The organism is Streptomyces sp. bgisy027 (assembly GCF_057710365.1).
The window spans coordinates 1-16565 of sequence record NZ_JBYIVZ010000053.1 but is presented as its reverse complement, the minus strand read 5'-3'; the positions used below and the strand labels follow the sequence as shown (position 1 = coordinate 16565).

General features: G+C 68.3%; 11 protein-coding genes. 5 read left to right on the top strand and 6 right to left on the bottom strand.

Annotation, left to right across the window (positions count from 1 at the left end):
* Positions 1–64: 64 nt before the first annotated feature.
* Positions 65–1009, top strand: coding sequence for a zinc-binding dehydrogenase (locus tag AC3ETA_RS38100; RefSeq protein ID WP_432197475.1), 945 nt, complete (start codon positions 65–67; stop codon positions 1007–1009).
* 278 nt (positions 1010–1287) lie between these two features.
* Here the strand turns inward: AC3ETA_RS38100 and AC3ETA_RS38095 are convergent, their stop codons facing one another.
* The 3 genes from AC3ETA_RS38095 to icmF all read right to left on the bottom strand — a co-directional run bounded on the left by AC3ETA_RS38095 (position 1288) and on the right by icmF (position 8185).
* Entirely contained in the window at positions 1288–3681 is a 2394-nt protein-coding gene (locus AC3ETA_RS38095; RefSeq protein ID WP_432197474.1) for an ATP-binding SpoIIE family protein phosphatase, read from the bottom strand.
* Positions 3682–4075: 394 nt separating this feature from the next.
* Positions 4076–4936 (bottom strand): 3-hydroxybutyryl-CoA dehydrogenase, encoded by an 861-nt coding sequence (locus tag AC3ETA_RS38090; RefSeq protein WP_432197473.1) that lies wholly within the window; start codon positions 4934–4936, stop codon positions 4076–4078.
* An 18-nt stretch (positions 4937–4954) separates the two neighbouring features.
* The gene (gene icmF / locus AC3ETA_RS38085; RefSeq protein WP_432197472.1) at positions 4955–8185 is read right to left on the bottom strand and encodes a fused isobutyryl-CoA mutase/GTPase IcmF; all 3231 of its coding nucleotides are present in this window, start codon (positions 8183–8185) and stop codon (positions 4955–4957) included.
* A 701-nt stretch (positions 8186–8886) separates the two neighbouring features.
* Between icmF and AC3ETA_RS38080 the strand changes: the two genes are divergently transcribed.
* The 4 genes from AC3ETA_RS38080 (at position 8887) to AC3ETA_RS38065 (ending at position 12407) form a co-directional block, all read left to right on the top strand.
* Positions 8887–9276 carry a cupin domain-containing protein gene (locus AC3ETA_RS38080; RefSeq protein WP_432197471.1) on the top strand — a complete coding sequence of 130 codons (390 nt, stop codon included), beginning with the start codon at positions 8887–8889 and terminating at the stop codon, positions 9274–9276.
* Between the two features lie 794 nt (positions 9277–10070).
* Positions 10071–11537, top strand: coding sequence for an amidohydrolase family protein (locus AC3ETA_RS38075; RefSeq protein ID WP_432197470.1), 1467 nt, complete (start codon positions 10071–10073; stop codon positions 11535–11537).
* 178 nt (positions 11538–11715) lie between these two features.
* Positions 11716–12162 (top strand): class II aldolase/adducin family protein, encoded by a 447-nt coding sequence (locus AC3ETA_RS38070; RefSeq protein WP_432197530.1) that lies wholly within the window; start codon positions 11716–11718, stop codon positions 12160–12162.
* Positions 12108–12407, top strand: coding sequence for a class II aldolase/adducin family protein (locus AC3ETA_RS38065; protein ID WP_432197469.1), 300 nt, complete (start codon positions 12108–12110; stop codon positions 12405–12407). Before AC3ETA_RS38070 ends, AC3ETA_RS38065 begins: the two co-directional genes overlap by 55 nt.
* Before the next feature lie 229 nt (positions 12408–12636).
* Here AC3ETA_RS38065 and AC3ETA_RS38060 read toward each other — a convergent pair whose 3' ends face one another.
* The 3 genes from AC3ETA_RS38060 to AC3ETA_RS38050 form a co-directional block, all read right to left on the bottom strand.
* Complete coding sequence (locus tag AC3ETA_RS38060) at positions 12637–13095, bottom strand: pyridoxamine 5'-phosphate oxidase family protein (RefSeq protein WP_432197468.1); 459 nt, start codon at positions 13093–13095, stop codon at positions 12637–12639.
* 585 nt (positions 13096–13680) lie between these two features.
* Positions 13681–14049 carry a DUF805 domain-containing protein gene (locus AC3ETA_RS38055; RefSeq protein WP_432197529.1) on the bottom strand — a complete coding sequence of 123 codons (369 nt, stop codon included), beginning with the start codon at positions 14047–14049 and terminating at the stop codon, positions 13681–13683.
* Between the two features lie 405 nt (positions 14050–14454).
* Positions 14455–16470 (bottom strand): beta-galactosidase, encoded by a 2016-nt coding sequence (locus AC3ETA_RS38050; RefSeq protein ID WP_432197467.1) that lies wholly within the window; start codon positions 16468–16470, stop codon positions 14455–14457.
* Positions 16471–16565: the final 95 nt, after the last annotated feature.

Below are 16565 nucleotides of genomic sequence, written 5' to 3'. Positions count from 1 at the left end.
CCCGCATCCACCACCGCAGCGACTCCGATCGGCCGCTCCCGCCTCCTCGCACAAGGAGTTCAGCATGAAAGCCTGGCACTACGTGTCCATCGACAAGCCCCTCACCGAGGTCACTCTGCCCGATCCCGTGGCAGGCCCCGGCCAAGTCGTCATCGACGTCAAGGGCGCCGGTCTGTGTCACACCGACATCTCTTTCCTCGACGGCCATGTCCCCGGCATGCCCACCCACCTTCCGATCGTGCTCGGCCACGAGGTGGCCGGCGTCATCACCGAACTCGGCGACGACGTCACCGACTTCGCGGTCGGCGAGCGGGTCGCCCTCGCCCCGAACGGGAATCCGTTCACCGCACCCGGAGTCGGCCGTGACGGCGGATTCGCCGAGCGCACCATCGGCCTTGTCCCCGAACTCGTACGGATTCCGGACAGCGTCTCGTATGCCCAGGCCGCGACGGCCACCGACGCGGGCGGAACCGCCCACCACGCGGTCAAGGTCGTCGGTGGTGTGGAGGCCGGCGTGCGTCTCGGAGTGATCGGCCTCGGCGGCCTGGGCCAGATGGGCGCGCGTATCGGCGTGCTGCTCGGCGCGGAGGTCTACGCCGCCGACATCCGCGAGGAACAGGAGCCGGTGGCCTGCGCATTGGGGGTGGCCGGCTTCTTCGCGGACGCCGCCGGGTTCGCCTCGCTGGGCCTCGACGTGATTGTCGACTTCGCTGGGGTCGACACGACCGCGACCGCGATCGACGCGGTCCGTGCGGGCGGGCGCGTCGTCCAGATCGGCGCGTCCAAGCCGGATACCACCATCAACCTGATATCGCTGGTCAACCGCAATGTCTCGCTGCTCGGCAGTCTCGGCGGTGACAAGGCGGATGTTGCTGCGGTCATCGATCTGTTCGCGACCGGAGAACTCGCCCCTCCGATCAGCACGCTCCCCTTCGAGGAGATCGGCACGGGCATCGAGGCGTTGCGCCGCGGCGAGGTGGCCGGTCGCAGCGTGTCCGTCCGGCCGTGAGTGAGGGATGGTTTGCTGGGCACCAAAGGTATTGATGGCGGGACAACAGTCACAGGCAGTGCTTGATCATCAACGCGCAGGTGTCGTTGATCCTGTGCTGATCGTGCCGAGATTCGCGGCCAACGTACGGACGTCGGGCGTCGGTGTCGTGCCCTGTGCCGGATCAGCTCTTGGGGTGTTGATCTCTTCGGTCGGCTGGGGGAAGCGTCAAACATTTTTCTTGGGCAGTGGCCTCTGAGCGACCGCACCACCGACGGACAACACCCCGCTCCTCGGCCTCAGAGCGCTGGTGAGGAGTTCGTGGTGATGGGCTGCTCGGTCCAGATGGTCTTGCCATGTTGCCCGTAGCGGCTGCCCCAGCGGGTGGTGAGCTGGGCGACCAGGAACAGGCCACGTCCGCCTTCGTCGGTGGTGAGGGCGCGGCGCAGGCGCGGCTGGGTGTTGCTCGGGTCGGTGACTTCGCAGACCAGGATGTCCTCGTGGATGAGCCGCAGGCCGAGCGGGGCGCCGCCGTAGCGGATGGCGTTGGTGACCAGCTCGCTGACGATCAGCTCGGTGGTGAGGACCAGGTCGTCCAGCCCCCAGGCGGTCAGCTGACGGGTCGCCGCTTCGCGGGCCTTTGTGACAACGGCGGGGTCCGCGGGGAACTCCCAGCTCGCGATGTTCTCTGCGGGCGTCGCGCGGGTGCGGGCGAGGAGCAGGGCGATGTCGTCGCTGGGCGGGGTGTCATCGGTGTCGGTCAGCAGTGCGCGGCCGGTGTCATCCAAACGCCGGTCGGGGCTGCACAGAGCGATGAGCCTGCGCGTCAGCCGGTGGATGCCGGCGTCGACGTCGTGGTCGTCGCCTTCGACCAGGCCGTCGGTGAACAGGGCGAGAAGGCTGCCGGGCTCGAGGGTGACTGTGGTGGTCTCGAACGGCATGCCGCCGACACCCAGGGGCGGGCCGGGGGAGACCTCGAAGTCCTGAACCGTGCGGTCGGGCCGGACTGCGATGGGTGGGAAGTGCCCGGCGCTGGCCATGGTGCAGCAGCGGCTGACCGGATCGTAGACGGCGTACAGGCAGGTGGCGCCGACGGTGTCCCGGTCTTGAGGAGGAGCCTCGGCGGCGAGTTGCTGGACGAGGGCGTCGAGGTGGGTGAGGAGCTCGTTCGGCTCCAGCTCGAGATCGGCCAGGGTGCGGACGGCGGTGCGCAGGCGTCCCATCGTGGCGCTGGCGCGCAGGCCGTGGCCGATCACGTCACCCACGACGAAGGCCACTCGGAGGGAGGGCAGGGGGATGACATCGAACCAGTCGCCGCTGATGTCCGCCCCGCCGGCCGCAGGCCGGTACAGGCCCGTGGTTTCGGCGGCCGGGGTGTCGGTGGTGGCGCGGGGAAGGAGGCTCTGCTGCAAGGCAACGGCCGCCCGGTGCTCACGGGCGTACCGGCGGGCGTTGTCCACGCTCAGAGCGGCTCGTGACGCGATCTCCGCGAGCAGGTCGGCGTCATCCTGGTCGTGGGGTTCGGTCTGCTCGGTGCGCCAGACCGAAACCACCCCCAGCATGAGGCCACGGGCGAACAAGGGAGCGGTGACGTTCGAATGTCCACGCTCCGGCACGTTCAGACGTATCAGTTCGGTGTTGTCTTCGACCGCTGAACTGATGCTCGCCACATCAGGCACAAGGATGGTCTCACCGTACTGGAGGCGCCGCAGTACGGCGATGTCGGGCTGAATCGGCATCGTGGAGCCCGGCTGAAGCAGGCCAGCGGGCCACTGGCCGCTGGCCGAGGCGACGGCGGCCCGGTGCATGTGCCAGAGCCCCGGGCCGAGGATCTTCGGTGGTTCGTCACCCTTGAGGACGGCCTCGGCCAGGTCCACCGACGTCAGGTCCCCGAGGGCAGGGACGAGGACGTCCGCCAGGTCCTGGGCGGTGCGGGTGATGTCGAGCGAGCCGCCGATACGGGTGGCGGCTTCGTGCCTCAGGTCCACATGCCGACGGGGTTGCTTACTTTCGGTGACCATCGCTGCGACCCCTGTGGGGCGGCCCGCTGCGTCCTCCAGCCGGAAGGCGGACAAGGAGAAGAACGACTGGCTTCCTGGTTCGCGTGGCGATCGCATCCGCTGCGTTTGGTCGATCACCGTTCTCCCTGTCTCCAGAACCCGGCGCAGCACTGCTTCGGTGTGCTCGGTGGAGATGGCGTCACGCAGCCGAGGAGCAAGGCCTGGACGCGGTCCGTCGCAGATGGCAGAGGTGGCGTTGGTCCGTACGACGTTCATGCCGGTGTCGTGGATGCGCACCGCGATCCGGTCCTGGGCGAGCAGTGAGTGAAGGAAGGACGCGCTCTGTTCCCAGTCGGCCACGCCTGGAGCGGGGCTCGCCAGGATCAGCAGTTCGGCCGAGCCGTCCAGGGGCAGGGCGTGGAGAACAACCTCTATCCTCCGGCCCGAGCGGTGTTGGAGCGTCACCCGACCCGTCGGCGGGCTCCACGGCGTAGACCGCGGTGCCAGGGAGCCCCCGTCGTCCGCTTCGGGGAACAGCGTCCGGATAGGCCGGCCGCAGACCTCGGCTGCTGTACGGCCCACCAGCTCCGTGGCCGTACGGGACCAGCGCAGCACCGTGCCCTCTTCGTCGACCAGGACCGCTGCCATGCCGCTGAGTGAAAAGGCACTACCCGGATCGCCAGAGGAGTTCATCCCGCTCCCCGTAGATGGTGTGGTGACAATCACCTTACATGTGCATATAAGGGGTAGCAGATGTCCGCGGCGATCGGCACTCGATCAGGGACCCCGGATCCCCCGATGCGGTGCGTGGCGACCATGGCGCGCGAGCAGGGCACTGAGTCGGCGACGGTGCGCGCCCCGAGGGACAGCAGCGGCGGTCTGATCCCCAGCCGTGCTCTGCACAGCGTGAAGCCCGCCTCCTCCGCCTGTTCCGGTTCACGGATGGCCGACTCCTGCCGGCCGGAGGCGACGGGCGCGCGGAAGAGGTCTCGTCGCGGTCAAGCACACGAGGGCTTGACCGCGACGTCAAGGGTGGACGGGGCGGAGTCTGGGCCGGTGAGGCCGTGTGGGGGAGGAACTCGACCAGTCAGTCGCTGTAGGGGTAGAAACCACGACCGGTCTTACGCCCGAGGTGACCGGCGGCGACCATGCGGCGCAGCAGGGCGGGCGGTGCGTACAGCGGTTCCTTGAACTCCTCGTACATGGACTCGGCCACCGCCTGCGCGGTGTCCAGGCCGATGAGGTCGAGCAGGCGCAGCGGGCCCATGGGATGGGCGCAGCCGAGCTCCATGCCCTGGTCGATGTCGTCCGGGCGTGCTGCGCCGGACTCCACCATACGAACCGCGCTGAGCAGATAGGGCACGAGGAGCGCGTTGACGACGAAGCCGGAGCGGTCGGGGGCTTGGACGGCCTGCTTGCCCAGCTGCGCGGCGAAGTCGCGAGTGCGCTGCACCGTGTCCGTGCTGGTCGTCAGGGCCGGGATGACCTCGACCAGTTGCTGCACGGGCACGGGGTTGAAGAAGTGCATGCCGATGACATGCGTCGGCCGCTCAGTGGCTACGGCGAGATCGACGATGGGGATGGAGGAGGTGTTGGTGGCCAGGATCGCCATTGGGTCTTCCATGACCTTGGCAAGCGTTCCGAGCACGGCGGTTTTGATGTCGCGATTCTCGGCGACGGCCTCGACTACGAACTGACGGTCGGCCAGATCGCCCAGGTCGTGGGTGAACGACAGTCGGGCGAGGGCCTGGTCGCGCTGCTGCTCACTGAGCTTGCCGCGTCGTACTCCTCGATCGAGGGATGCGGTGAGTCGGCGGCGGCCGCTCTCCAGCGCGTCGGGATTGGCCTCTGCGACGCGGACGTCGATACCGCCGCGGGCGGCGATTTCGGCGATGCCGGAGCCCATGAGGCCGCAGCCGACGACTCCGAGGCGGGTGACGGGGTCCATCTGGTGTCCAATCCTGGGTCAGACGTTACGGCGGTACTGGCCGCCGACCTCGAAGAAGGCGTCGGTGATCTGCTGCAGTGAGCAGACCTGGGCGGCGTCCATGAGGACGGCGAAGACGTTGCTGCCGCTCATGGCCGCGTCCCTGAGGGCGGCGAGGGCGGCGTGGGCGGGCTCATGGTGGCTGGCCTGGTAGTTCCGGACGCGGTCGAGCTGGGACTGCTTCTCCTCTTCTGTGGCTCGAGCCAGCTCGATGGTGCCGGGTCCGGTGGTGTCGGCGTGGGGGTTGCGGAAGGTGTTGACGCCGATGATGGGCAGGGTGCCGTCGTGCTTGCGCTGTTCGTAGAGCATGGACTCGTCCTGGATGCGGCCGCGTTGGTAGCCGGTCTCCATGGCGCCGAGGACGCCGCCGCGCTCGCTGATCCGCTCGAACTCCTGCAGGACGGCCTCCTCGACGAGGTCGGTGAGTTCGTCGATGACGAACGACCCCTGGAGGGGGTTCTCGTTCATGGCCAGGCCCCATTCCCGGTTGATGATCAGCTGGATGGCCAGGGCCCGGCGGACGGAGTCCTCCGTGGGAGTGGTGACCGCTTCGTCGTAGGCGTTGGTGTGCAGGCTGTTGCAGTTGTCGTAGATCGCGATGAGCCCCTGCAGGGTGGTGCGGATGTCGTTGAAGTCCATCTCCTGGGCGTGCAGGGAGCGGCCGGAGGTCTGGACGTGGTACTTCAGCTTCTGCGACCGCTCGTTGGCCCCGTACTTCTCCTTCATCGCCACCGCCCAGATCCGGCGGGCGACCCGGCCCAGCACCGAGTACTCCGGGTCCATGCCGTTGGAGAAGAAGAACGACAGGTTGGGCGCGAAGTCGTCGATGTGCATGCCCCGCGCGAGGTAGGCCTCGACGTAGGTGAAACCGTTGGCCAGGGTGAAGGCGAGCTGGCTGATGGGGTTCGCGCCGGCCTCGGCGATGTGGTAGCCCGAGATGGACACCGAGTAGAAGTTGCGGACCTGCTGCTCGATGAACCACTCCTGGATGTCGGCCATCATCCGCAGGGAGAACTCGGTGGAGAACAGGCAGGTGTTCTGCCCCTGGTCCTCCTTGAGGATGTCGGCCTGGACGGTGCCGCGCACGTTCGCCAGCGCGTGCGCCCGCAGTTCGGCTGCCTCGTCGGGTGAGGGGTCGCGGCCCTCGGCGGCCCGGAAGCGGTCGATCTGCTGGTCGATGGCGGTGTTGAGGAAGAAGGCCAGGATGGTCGGCGCGGGCCCGTTGATGGTCATGGAGACGGAGGTGGTCGGGGCGACCAGGTCGAAACCGTCGTAGAGCGCCTTCATGTCCTCCAAAGTGGCCACGGAGACTCCGGAGGTGCCGACCTTGCCATAGATGTCGGGGCGTTCGTCTGGGTCGCGGCCGTAGAGGGTGACGGAGTCGAAGGCGGTGGACAGCCGGGTGGCCGGCTGACCTTCGGAGAGCATCTTGAAGCGCCGGTTGGTGCGGAACGGGTCGCCCTCGCCGGCGAACATCCGTGCCGGGTCCTCGCCGTCGCGCTTGAACGGGAACACCCCGGCGGTGAAGGGGAAGGCGCCGGGCAGGTTCTCCCGGCGCCAGAAGCTCACGAGCTCCCCGTGGTCGGTGAAGCGGGGCAGCGCGACGCGGGGAATCCTGTTGCCGGAGAGGGACTCGCGGGTCAGCTTGGTGCGGATCTCCTTGTCCCGGACCGTCACGACCTGCTCGTCGCCGGAGTACGACGCCACGACAGCGGGCCAGTTGCTGATCTGCTCGGTGATGGCGCGTGGGAGGTTCCTCCGGGCGTCATCGAGTAGCGACTGCACGTTCGCGACGTCGGAGCCGGCGTCGGCGAGTTCGCTCCTGACGGTCTCCAGACGCTGCACCCGCCGGGCCGACTCCGCGAGCTGCGCGGTCTGCGAGTGATACCCGCGGATCGTCTCGGTGATCTCGGCGAGATAGCGCACCCGGTCCGTGGGAACCACCTGCCGGATGCCGGATGAGTGGCGCACGTCGACCGGCGTCAGCGTGCCCTCGGACAGTGGCAGACCCTTCTCGGCCAGAGCGGTCCTGAGATGCTGGTAGAGCCCGGTGACGCCGTCGTCGTTGAAGGTGGCCGCGGAGGTCCCGTACACCGGCATGTCCTCGGGACGCAGGCCGAACGCCTCTCGGTTGCGGACCAGTTGGCGGCCCACGTCGCGCAGGGCGTCCTTCGCACCCCGCCGCTCGAACTTGTTGATCGCCACGACATCCGCGAAGTCGAGCATGTCGATCTTCTCCAGCTGCGAGGCGGCGCCGAACTCCGGCGTCATCACGTACAGCGAGGTGTCGACGAACGGCACGATCGCCGCGTCGCCCTGGCCGATACCGGGTGTCTCCACGATCACCAGGTCAAAGCCGGATGCCTTCACCACATCGATCACATCCGCCAGGTGCTCAGGCAGCTCGCGACTGCCACGGGTGGCCAGGCTCCGGAAGAAGACCCTGTTGCCGTCGAGGGAGTTCATGCGGATCCGGTCGCCCAGCAGCGCGCCCCCGCCCCGGCGGCGGGTCGGGTCGACTGCGATCACCGCGATCCGCAACTTGTCCTGCTGATCGACACGGAAGCGGCGCACCAGTTCGTCGGTCAGCGAGGACTTTCCCGAGCCGCCGGTGCCGGTGATGCCGAGCACTGGCGTGACCCGTGCCGCCGCCGCGGCACGCAGCTGTCCCAGGAGATCCGGGGGCAGCTTGCCGAACTCCGCACCCGTGATGGCACGGGCGATCGCGAACCGGTCGCCGGCAAGTACAGCGGCGGCGTCGGCCGGCCCGCCGTCCCACAGGTCGAAGTCGCACTTCAGCACCACCGAGTTGACCATCCCGGCCAGGCCCAACCGCTGGCCGTCCTCCGGCGAGAAGATGGTCACCCCGCTGTCGCGCAGCCGGTCTATCTCCTCGGGCACGATGACGCCGCCCCCGCCGCCCACCACGCGGACGTGGTCGGCGCCCTGCGCCCGCAACGACTCGACCAGGTACTCGAAGTACTCGACATGCCCACCCTGGTAGGACGAGACCGCTACGCCGTGCGCGTCCTCCTCGAGCGCCGCGTCCACGACCTCCTGCACGGACCGGTTGTGGCCAAGGTGGATCACCTCGGCGCCCTGGGACTGGAAGATCCGCCGCATGATGTTGATCGAGGCGTCATGCCCGTCGAACAGGGCCGAAGCGGTAACCAGACGGACGGGGTGCACGGGACGGTGCTGATCGCTCATGTGGGCCTTCCCAGACAGGTCAGGGGGACTGACCCCAAAATACTAGGACGTCCTAGTAAATCGCCTCGGGTCTGGAAGGCTGTGGCGAGAAGCACAGAGGGTGCGTGAGTTCCGGCCCGTGAGTGTTCGTGCCGGCCAACGCCCGCGGCGTTTGACCGACAGGGCGGAGTCCTGGCCGGATTTCGCTGCCGAGCTTGACGTCTTGGGCGGTGTCCAACGACGCTTGAGCGAACCACTTGGTCATTGTCCAAGAGGGTCGGGTTCGGGAGGATTCCGCCACGACCGACGTGACGCCTGCTGTGCCCTGCCTTGACCGGCCCTCACGCGACATGTCCGGCGGATGGGATTGCAGTGAGGGAAGAGTGGTGGATCAGGTCTCAGATGGGTGTGCCACGCCCGTGTCCGCGGCGTGATTCGCCGGGGCGGCCCATGGTTCGCATCCGTGATGGACGCGGTCTCGTCCTTGGGGGCCTGCCTGCCGCCGCCGCGTCGCTGCACCCGTTGTCCTGCTCGGTCGTCGCGATCCGGATGGCCGAGCCCTGCAGATTGCGATGGTCGGCCACTCCGCTCCCGGTCTGGCGCGGACCTGGCTTCTCGGGGCCGGGCAACGGCGTCCGTCCGTCTTCTCGTTTCGGCGAACGCGCCGTTCGGGCTGTTCCAAGGACCGAGTGACGCCATGACACCTCTGTGAGGAACGCGCTGTGAGTACAGATCGATTCATCCACCTCCCGCAGGGCGAGAGCAGGCCCACCCGCGTACCTGTGCAGCCCGTGTTCGCGGTGAAGGCGGGAAGCGAGGACACCGGCGGTGTCTTCTCCCTGCTGGAGGTGGTCGTCGGCCATGACGTGCCCCTCCACATCCACCACAATGACGACGAGGTCGTCTACATGCTCGAGGGTGAGATGGAGGCGACGTTCGACGGCCGCGTCTACGCGGTCAAGCCGGGCGACTTCTTGTTGCTGCCCCGCGGTGTTCCACACGCCATTCATCCGACCTCGGATGTCCCGCCCCGCCTGCTTCAGGTCTCGTCCCCTGGTGGATTCGAGCACTTCATCGAAGATGTGGCCGCAGGTATGGGGGAGGCAGCTTGAACGACTTTTCCCCCGACGCGGTACAGGAGATCACCGACAAGCACGGAATAACCTTCCTGCCTCCGCGTTCTTGATCTAGTGGCGCGGACTTCGTCCGCTTCGGGCGGCCTGCATGCCGACGGTGTGGGCCGCCCGGATGAGTCGGAAGTGCGCACAGGTGGCGTGCCGCGTCGCCGTGGTTCTCGACGAACCGGAAGGCGGACAGGTTCGCAGAACAGCTCGGCGTGCCCCGTGGTTGAACGTGCAGCGGCCGAATCCGCGCCCGCGGTGCCATCGCTCTCCCGTGCGGGACGGCCCCTGAATGGACCGAGGCGATAGGTCGCACCAGCCGTTTGCCGCCCACCCTCTTCCCGCCCTGTCGTGGCCGAGTGGGGCGAACGGTAACGGGACTTCGGCCTTGACCGACTGCGTGACGATGATCCCGGCCATCGACTCCGTGTCGCGGCACTCCCGCTCGCGCACCCGTCGTCGCGGCTACGCCGCCCGGCGGGACATGATCGATCTCCTCGGCTGTGCGGCCTCCCGGCAGGCCCATCGTGTGCAATGGGAGTGTGTGGTCAGTGGGGCTGAACCGACGTCCATCGCCAAGATCTGGAGGTCGGGTGTAGCCGGAAGTCATCTGGTGAGTGATATGCGTCTCATGTGAGAGGGGTGGAAGTGGAGAGCTTTCTCCAGTTGTCTTGGATGGTGAACAAGGAGGGCGCCCCGTTGGGGTGACGTACCCCTCCTGCCCGGGAGCAAGGGAACACATGAACTCAGATACCAGGGTGGACACACAGGGTGGGCGCCTTCCGTTGAAGCGCCGCGGCCTGCTGGCAGGAACGGTCGCTGCCGCGGGTGTCGCGATGACGGCCGGACTTTCTTCCCCCGCGCAGGCCGCCACGACGAGCGTGACCGAGCCCGATCGCTTCCCCGCCGGCCGGCCGCTGCTCATCCGCGGGGCCACCGTCATCACGATGGACCGAGCACGCGGGATCTTGCCGGATACCGATGTCCTCGTCGTGCGCGACAAGATCAAGGCGGTGGGCAGAAAGCTGTCCGCGGCGCACGGTGCGACCATCATCGAGGCCAGGGGCGCCCTACTGATCCCGGGCTTCGTCGACACCCATCGCCACATGTGGCAGAGCGCGCTGCGTGGTGCGGGCGCCGACTGGACGCTGACCAACTACCTGACCGCGATGGGGATGTTGCCCCCGCTTTTCCGCCCCGAGGACATTTACGCCGGCAACTACCTCGGCATGGTCGATGCGGTGGCCGACGGCGTCACCACCGTCCTGGACTGGTCCCACGGGTCCGTCACGCCCGCCCACGCCGATGCCGCCGTCGATGCCCTGATGGCCGTACCCGGCCGGGCACGCTGGGCGTACGGCCGGTTCCCCCTCGACCTCTCCTGGGTCACCAGCGGTGAGGTCGACCGGATCAGGGAGGCGCGGTTCAGCAGCGATGACCAGCTGGTGACCATGCAGCTGGCACTGCACGCGCCGTCGGACTCCGTCGGGGATGCCGCGTGGCGCTACGCGGTGGAACACGATGTCCCGGTGAACTCGCACGTCGGCTTCTTCGGCGCGGCCTCGGACTCGGACGTCAGGCGCCTGGTGGAGAACAAGTTCCTGAGCCCGAGCACGACGCTCGCCCACGCCACTGCCATGTCGGACGACTCCTACCGGCTGATCGCCGACAGCGGTGCCTTCGTATCGCTGTCGGCGGAGAGCGACCTGAACATGGGACAGGGCTACCCGCCCACGGGGGTGGTACGTCGCTTCGGCATCCCCATCTCCCTGTCCGTCGACAGCCTGCTGGGGTGGAGCGGCGACATGTTCTCCAACATGCGGGCCATCCTCAGCGCCGAGCGCGGGCTGGTCCACCTGCGCGCACATGAGCGCGGGGAAATGGTGGCCAGCCTCGACCTGCGCGCCGCCGACGTTCTGCGCTATGCCACCCTCGGCGGCGCCGAGGCCCTGGGCATGGCCGACCGGATCGGCTCCATCACACCGGGCAAGCTCGCCGACCTCGTGCTGCTCCGGCAGGACACGCCGTCGATGACTCCAGTGAACAACCCCATCGGACACCTGGTGTTCCATGCGGGACGCGGGGACATCGACACCGTCGTCGTGAACGGCAGAGTGCTCAAGCACCGAGGCGAGCTGATCGGCGTCAACCTCCCCCGGGCGCGCCGACTGGCCGAGGCGACCCAGGACCATCTCGTTTCCTCCATAGGGGAAGAGGCGTGGCGAAACCTGATCGATCCGCCTCGCCCCTGAACTGTCCTGGACCTGACGGAAGGCTCCGCCGCCGTCAGCCGCGGCCTACCGGATGCGCGGTCGTCGTGGGCGTCGCCACCGACGACCGGCGTGGCCATCACCACCCGACTGACCGAGCGAGCGGCCGGCGGACGACGCGGAGTTCCCGCTCTCCGTCGGCGCCGCCGCCCTCGGACCGCTGGGGACGGCATCCTCGGGCGCATCAGCCTCCGCGTCGACGACCGCACGCTCCTCGTCCGCTGCCGGGGGCCGCGCGAACGCGGCCTGCTGTACACCGAGCCGGACGACATACGCCTGGTCGACCTCGAGGAGCCGCGGCCGCTCTCGGGAACTCGACGGATGGGCCGCACCGAACGAACTCCCCCTGCACACGGAGGTCCTGCGCAGCCGCCGGGATGTGACCTGCGTCGTCCACGCGCATCCCCTGGCGGTCGTGGCGGCCGATCTCGCGGGACTGCGGTTCCGCCCCCCTCATCGACGCCTTCGACATCCCCGGCACACGGCTGCCGCTCGTGCCGTACCGGTCCACCCGCGAGGGGTCCTGATCCGCGACCGTCGGCTCGCGTCGAGATGGCCGCCGCGCTCGGGGACGGTGAGGCCGTCGTGCTGCGCGGTCACGGACTGACCACCACCGGCGCCGGCGTCCCCGAGGCCGTACTGCGTGCCATCCCGGTCGACACCATCGCCCGCCTCTCCCTGGACGTCGTTAAGGCGGGCGGAACCCTGACGCATCTCCCCGATGAGGGCATGCGCGAACTCCCCGGTCTTGGTGGCTCGTTCAACCACGACATGGCGTGGCGACACGAACTGGCCCGGCTCGTCCGGCACATGCAGGGAACCGCACCAGGGTCCCGGTTCCTTGCCTCTTGAGCGTCGAACTCGGGGACTTCAGCTGCTTGGGCCGTGTGGAGGCTGATGTGGCACGTATCGCCTCCGAGCGGACAGCTGACATGTCTTCAGCTGTTGACCGAGTGGTAATAGTAATGGACACGACACTCGGGGAGTGCGTCCGATTACTCTCTGTGTCGGCCTGGTGGTCGAGGGTCTGACGAAACGCGCGACAGTCGGCTGCGGGGCGTCGCTGGGGGCTCCCCTGCTGTCACAGCTTGCGGAAGTCCCAGGAGGCGATCTTCGACGGGGTCAGGCGGATCCATGCGTGGCGGCCGTCGTGCGGCATTGCCTCCAGGTCGAAGTTCTTACGGGCGAACAACGCTTCCAGCGCGTTGAGCTCGGTGCACGGTTCTCCAGTGCGGGGAATCTCGCCCACGAACTCCACGGTTCCCGACAGTTCGGCCCCGCGCAGCTCTCCGTACCCCTCGCCCGAGTCGATGAGTATCGCGACGCGCGGGTCGTGACGGAGGTCGGCCCACCGCTTGCTGCGCACGATGGAGTACAACCACAACGAGGTCCCGTCCCATGCGAACCACAGGGCACTGACGTGCGGGGTGCCTGCGCTTGACACGGTGGCGGTCCGGCAGGTGCGCTCGGTGGTGAGGAACTCGTCCAGCTCGTCCGGCGTCATCATGATGCTCCGGCTCCTGCGCTGAGTTGCAGCCATGCGGACCTCTCTTCACTTGCGTCAGGACGTCGGGATGTCGGAACGTCAGGGGCCACGTCGTTTCTGACGTACCGTCAGAAGCATGGGTCATTTTCCTTGAGCTCGCAATGGATGAGAACCCTCTTCCGGCTCCCGACGTCGATCGACGCGCCCTGCGTCCGCGACGGCTGCGCCGGGTGTTCCCGCAGTCGGGTACGCGGGAGCAGTCGATATGGTTCCGTCGCGTGGACGTCCGGCTCCGCGCCGCCTGGAGGAGGCGGTGGCTGGTGAGTGTCGAGCCTGCGGCCGGAGGCGATCCGAGGCGTCCGGGGCGATGCGGGTCCGCAGGCCGGAGCCGGTGACTGGTGGCGCTGCGGGCACGTGGTCGAGACCGTCATGCGAAGCGGGTGAAGCCGTCCTCGCCGCAGCCCCGAGCGCCGGCCCGGCCTGGAGGTGCTTCTCGACCTGCTTCGCACCGACGCCCTCCGCCGACGATGACGCGCGGCCGTCGAACTCGGGACACCGGGCCCTCGCGGACACGGTCGAGGCCCGCCACTTCGTACTGCTCCGACGGGGTCACGGCCGTCCGGCGCAGTGTCTGACGGGTCAGCCGACGGGGTGGCCGACGGCCTTGGGGGAGGGGCCGTAGTGGTTGACGTCCGGTGTGCTGTCCACCGTCATGCCCACGAGGTAGATGATCGGGCCGATGAGGGGGATCAGGGCGATGAGCATTCTCCAGCCCGACTTGCCGGTGTCGTGCAACCGACGAACGGAGACCGACAGCATGGGCACGAGGAACGGCAGTAGGAGGATGGTGAGAAGCGGAAGTTCGAAGGCGAAGCTGATCCCGACAATCGCGGCGGCGGCGCCCGTGTACACCACGGAGAACCACCAGTACTCCGAGCGCGGCGCGCGACCGGAGAACGTGGCGTACTTGGAGGTGAGGCACGTGCGTGCCGCGTCGGTGAACGACATGCTGGGCACGGCGATCCTTTCGCAGAGATATGGAATGGAGAGGGAGGTGGATCGGGCCGTAGGGTCCGGCCCGATCCGATGATCCAGGCGACGCCATCTCGGGCGGAGTGGACCGTGGGGATGCCCCCACATGGGGGGGTGTCTGGCCAGTGATCCGGATAGGGTTTTCCGGTTTGGCCCGGTCAGTCTAGCACGAAAAATGGATAGGGCAATCCGATTGCTGGGAGAGGCCACCGCGACTGCAGAGGAGGACCACACAGGCACAGGCCCCGACACCGGTCTCGGTCGGCATCGAGGCCTCGGATGGCCATCTCGAACGCACCTCACTGAACGTCCGGTCCCGTTCCGCACGCATCCCGCGGGGTGTCTTCGTCCCCGTCGGCCGTCTGGCGATGAGTGCTGCGGTCAGCGCGGTTCGCGGACGACGGCGACGCCTCCCGGTGGGACGGTGACGGTACCGGTGATCGGTGTGCCGGTGAGGAGTTCGATGCCTTCGGCGCGCGCTTCGGCCCCCTTTCCGGTGTGGTCGATGAGGAACAGGTAGTCGGCCTCCGTGCCCCGCCGCCGCACGACCTCGACGCCGGCGAGCGCCTCGTGCTCCGGTGTGACGCCCGCCTCCTGGCGAATGCGGTGGAGCAGGGCGGCGAGCGTGTCCTGGTCGGGGCGGGTGGCCAGATACCAGGCGGTGCCGTTGCCGTACTGGTGCCGTGTCACGGCGGGGTGGCCGGTCAGTGGGCCGTCGGCGTAGGAGGCGACGGTGGCTGCGCCGGTGAGCCGGACCCGTTCCGACCACAGGTCGGCGGTGGCGGCCGGAGGCACATCGCCGGTCAGGCCGGTCGCCTCTCCCGGCAGGAGGGGGAAGAGCTCGTCGGTGACCACGCCGAGCACGTCGCGGAACGCACCGGGGTAGCCGCCCAGGTATACATGAGCGTTCTCGTCGACCATGCCGCTGTGGAAGCCCACGGCCAGGGTGCCCCCGCTTTCGGCGAAGCGGGCGAGGCCGGCCGCGGCCGCCTCTGTCACCAGGTACAGAGACGGGGCGAGGACGAGCTTGTAGTGGTCGAGTCCGGGGTCGTCTGGGCGTACGAAGTCGACGGCGACTCCGGCCCGCCACAGGGGCGTGTACCAGTCACGCACCAGGTCCTGGTAGCGCAGTTCGCCGCTGGGCTGGGAGGGCAGTTCCAGCGCCCAGCGTGCGTCCCAGTCCCACACGATCGCCACCTGCGCCGCGCTGACGGAACCCCGCACCTCGGCCAGGGCCTTCAACTCCGTGCCCAGTTGGACGACGTCCCGCCAGATCTGGCTGTCGGTACCGGAGTGCGGGAGCATCGCCGAGTGCCACTGTTCGGCGCCGGCCTTGGCCGCACGCCACTGGAAGAACGAAATGCCGTCGGCGCCGTGGGCCACGTGTGCCAGGGCGTTGCGCCGCATTTCTCCTGGCCGCTTGGCCCGGTTGACGGGCTGCCAGTTGACGGCGCCGGTCGAGTGCTCCATGAGGAACCACGGGCCGCCGGCGAGGGATCGCATCAGGTCGCCGTTGAGGGCGATGTCGATCTCGGCCTCCGGGTCGTCGGACATCAGGTAGTGGTCGTTGGAGAGGATGTCCAACTCGGGTGCCCAGCGCCAGTAGTCCATCGCGTCGATGGTGCGCAGGACCATGAAGTTGGTGGTGGCGGGGAGGTCCGGAGCGGCCCGGCGCAGCACGTTCCGCTCGGCGGTGCACAGCGAGAGCAGCTCGTCCGAGCAGAAGCGGCGCCAGTCCAGCTGGTGGGTGGGGTTGGGGACGGCGCCGGTGGCGCGGGGCGGCAGGATCTGGTCCCAGTCGTAGTACCACTGGCTCCAGAAGGTGGTGCCCCAGGCATGGTTGAGGGCGTTGAGGTCGTCGCCGTAGCGGGCCCGCAACCAGGTGCGGAACGCGGCGGCGCTGGTGTCGCAGTAGCAGGCGTCGTTGTGGCAGCCGTATTCGTTGTGGATGTGCCACAGGGCGACGGCCGGGTGGGCGGCGTAGCGCTCGGCGAGGGCCTCGGCGATGCGCAGGGCGGCTCTGCGGTAGGCGGGGCTGGACGGGCAGAAGGTCTGGCGGCTGCCGTACGACAGCGTGCGGCCGTCCTTGTCGACCGGCAGTGCTTCCGGGTACGCCTGGAAGAACCATGCGGGCGGGGAGGCGGTGGGGGTGGCGAGGTCGGCGGCGATGCCGTTCTCGTGCAGCAGATCGAGGATCTTGTCCATGCGGGAGAAGTCGTAGACGCCCTCCGCGGGTTCCAGCAGGGCCCAGGAGAAGATGCCGACGTTGACCATGGTCACCCCGGCCTCGCGCATGAGGCGCATGTCCTCGGCCCAGACCTCCTCGGGCCACTGCTCGGGGTTGTAGTCGCCGCCGTAGGCGATGCCGGGCAGGCGAAGGCGGCGTTCAGTACTCACTGGTGGTGCTCCACGAGGTAGCAGGAACAGATGATTTGAGAGGGCCGTCAGCCCTCGACGGCGCGGATCAGCCCTTGTTGGCGCCGAGGGTGAGG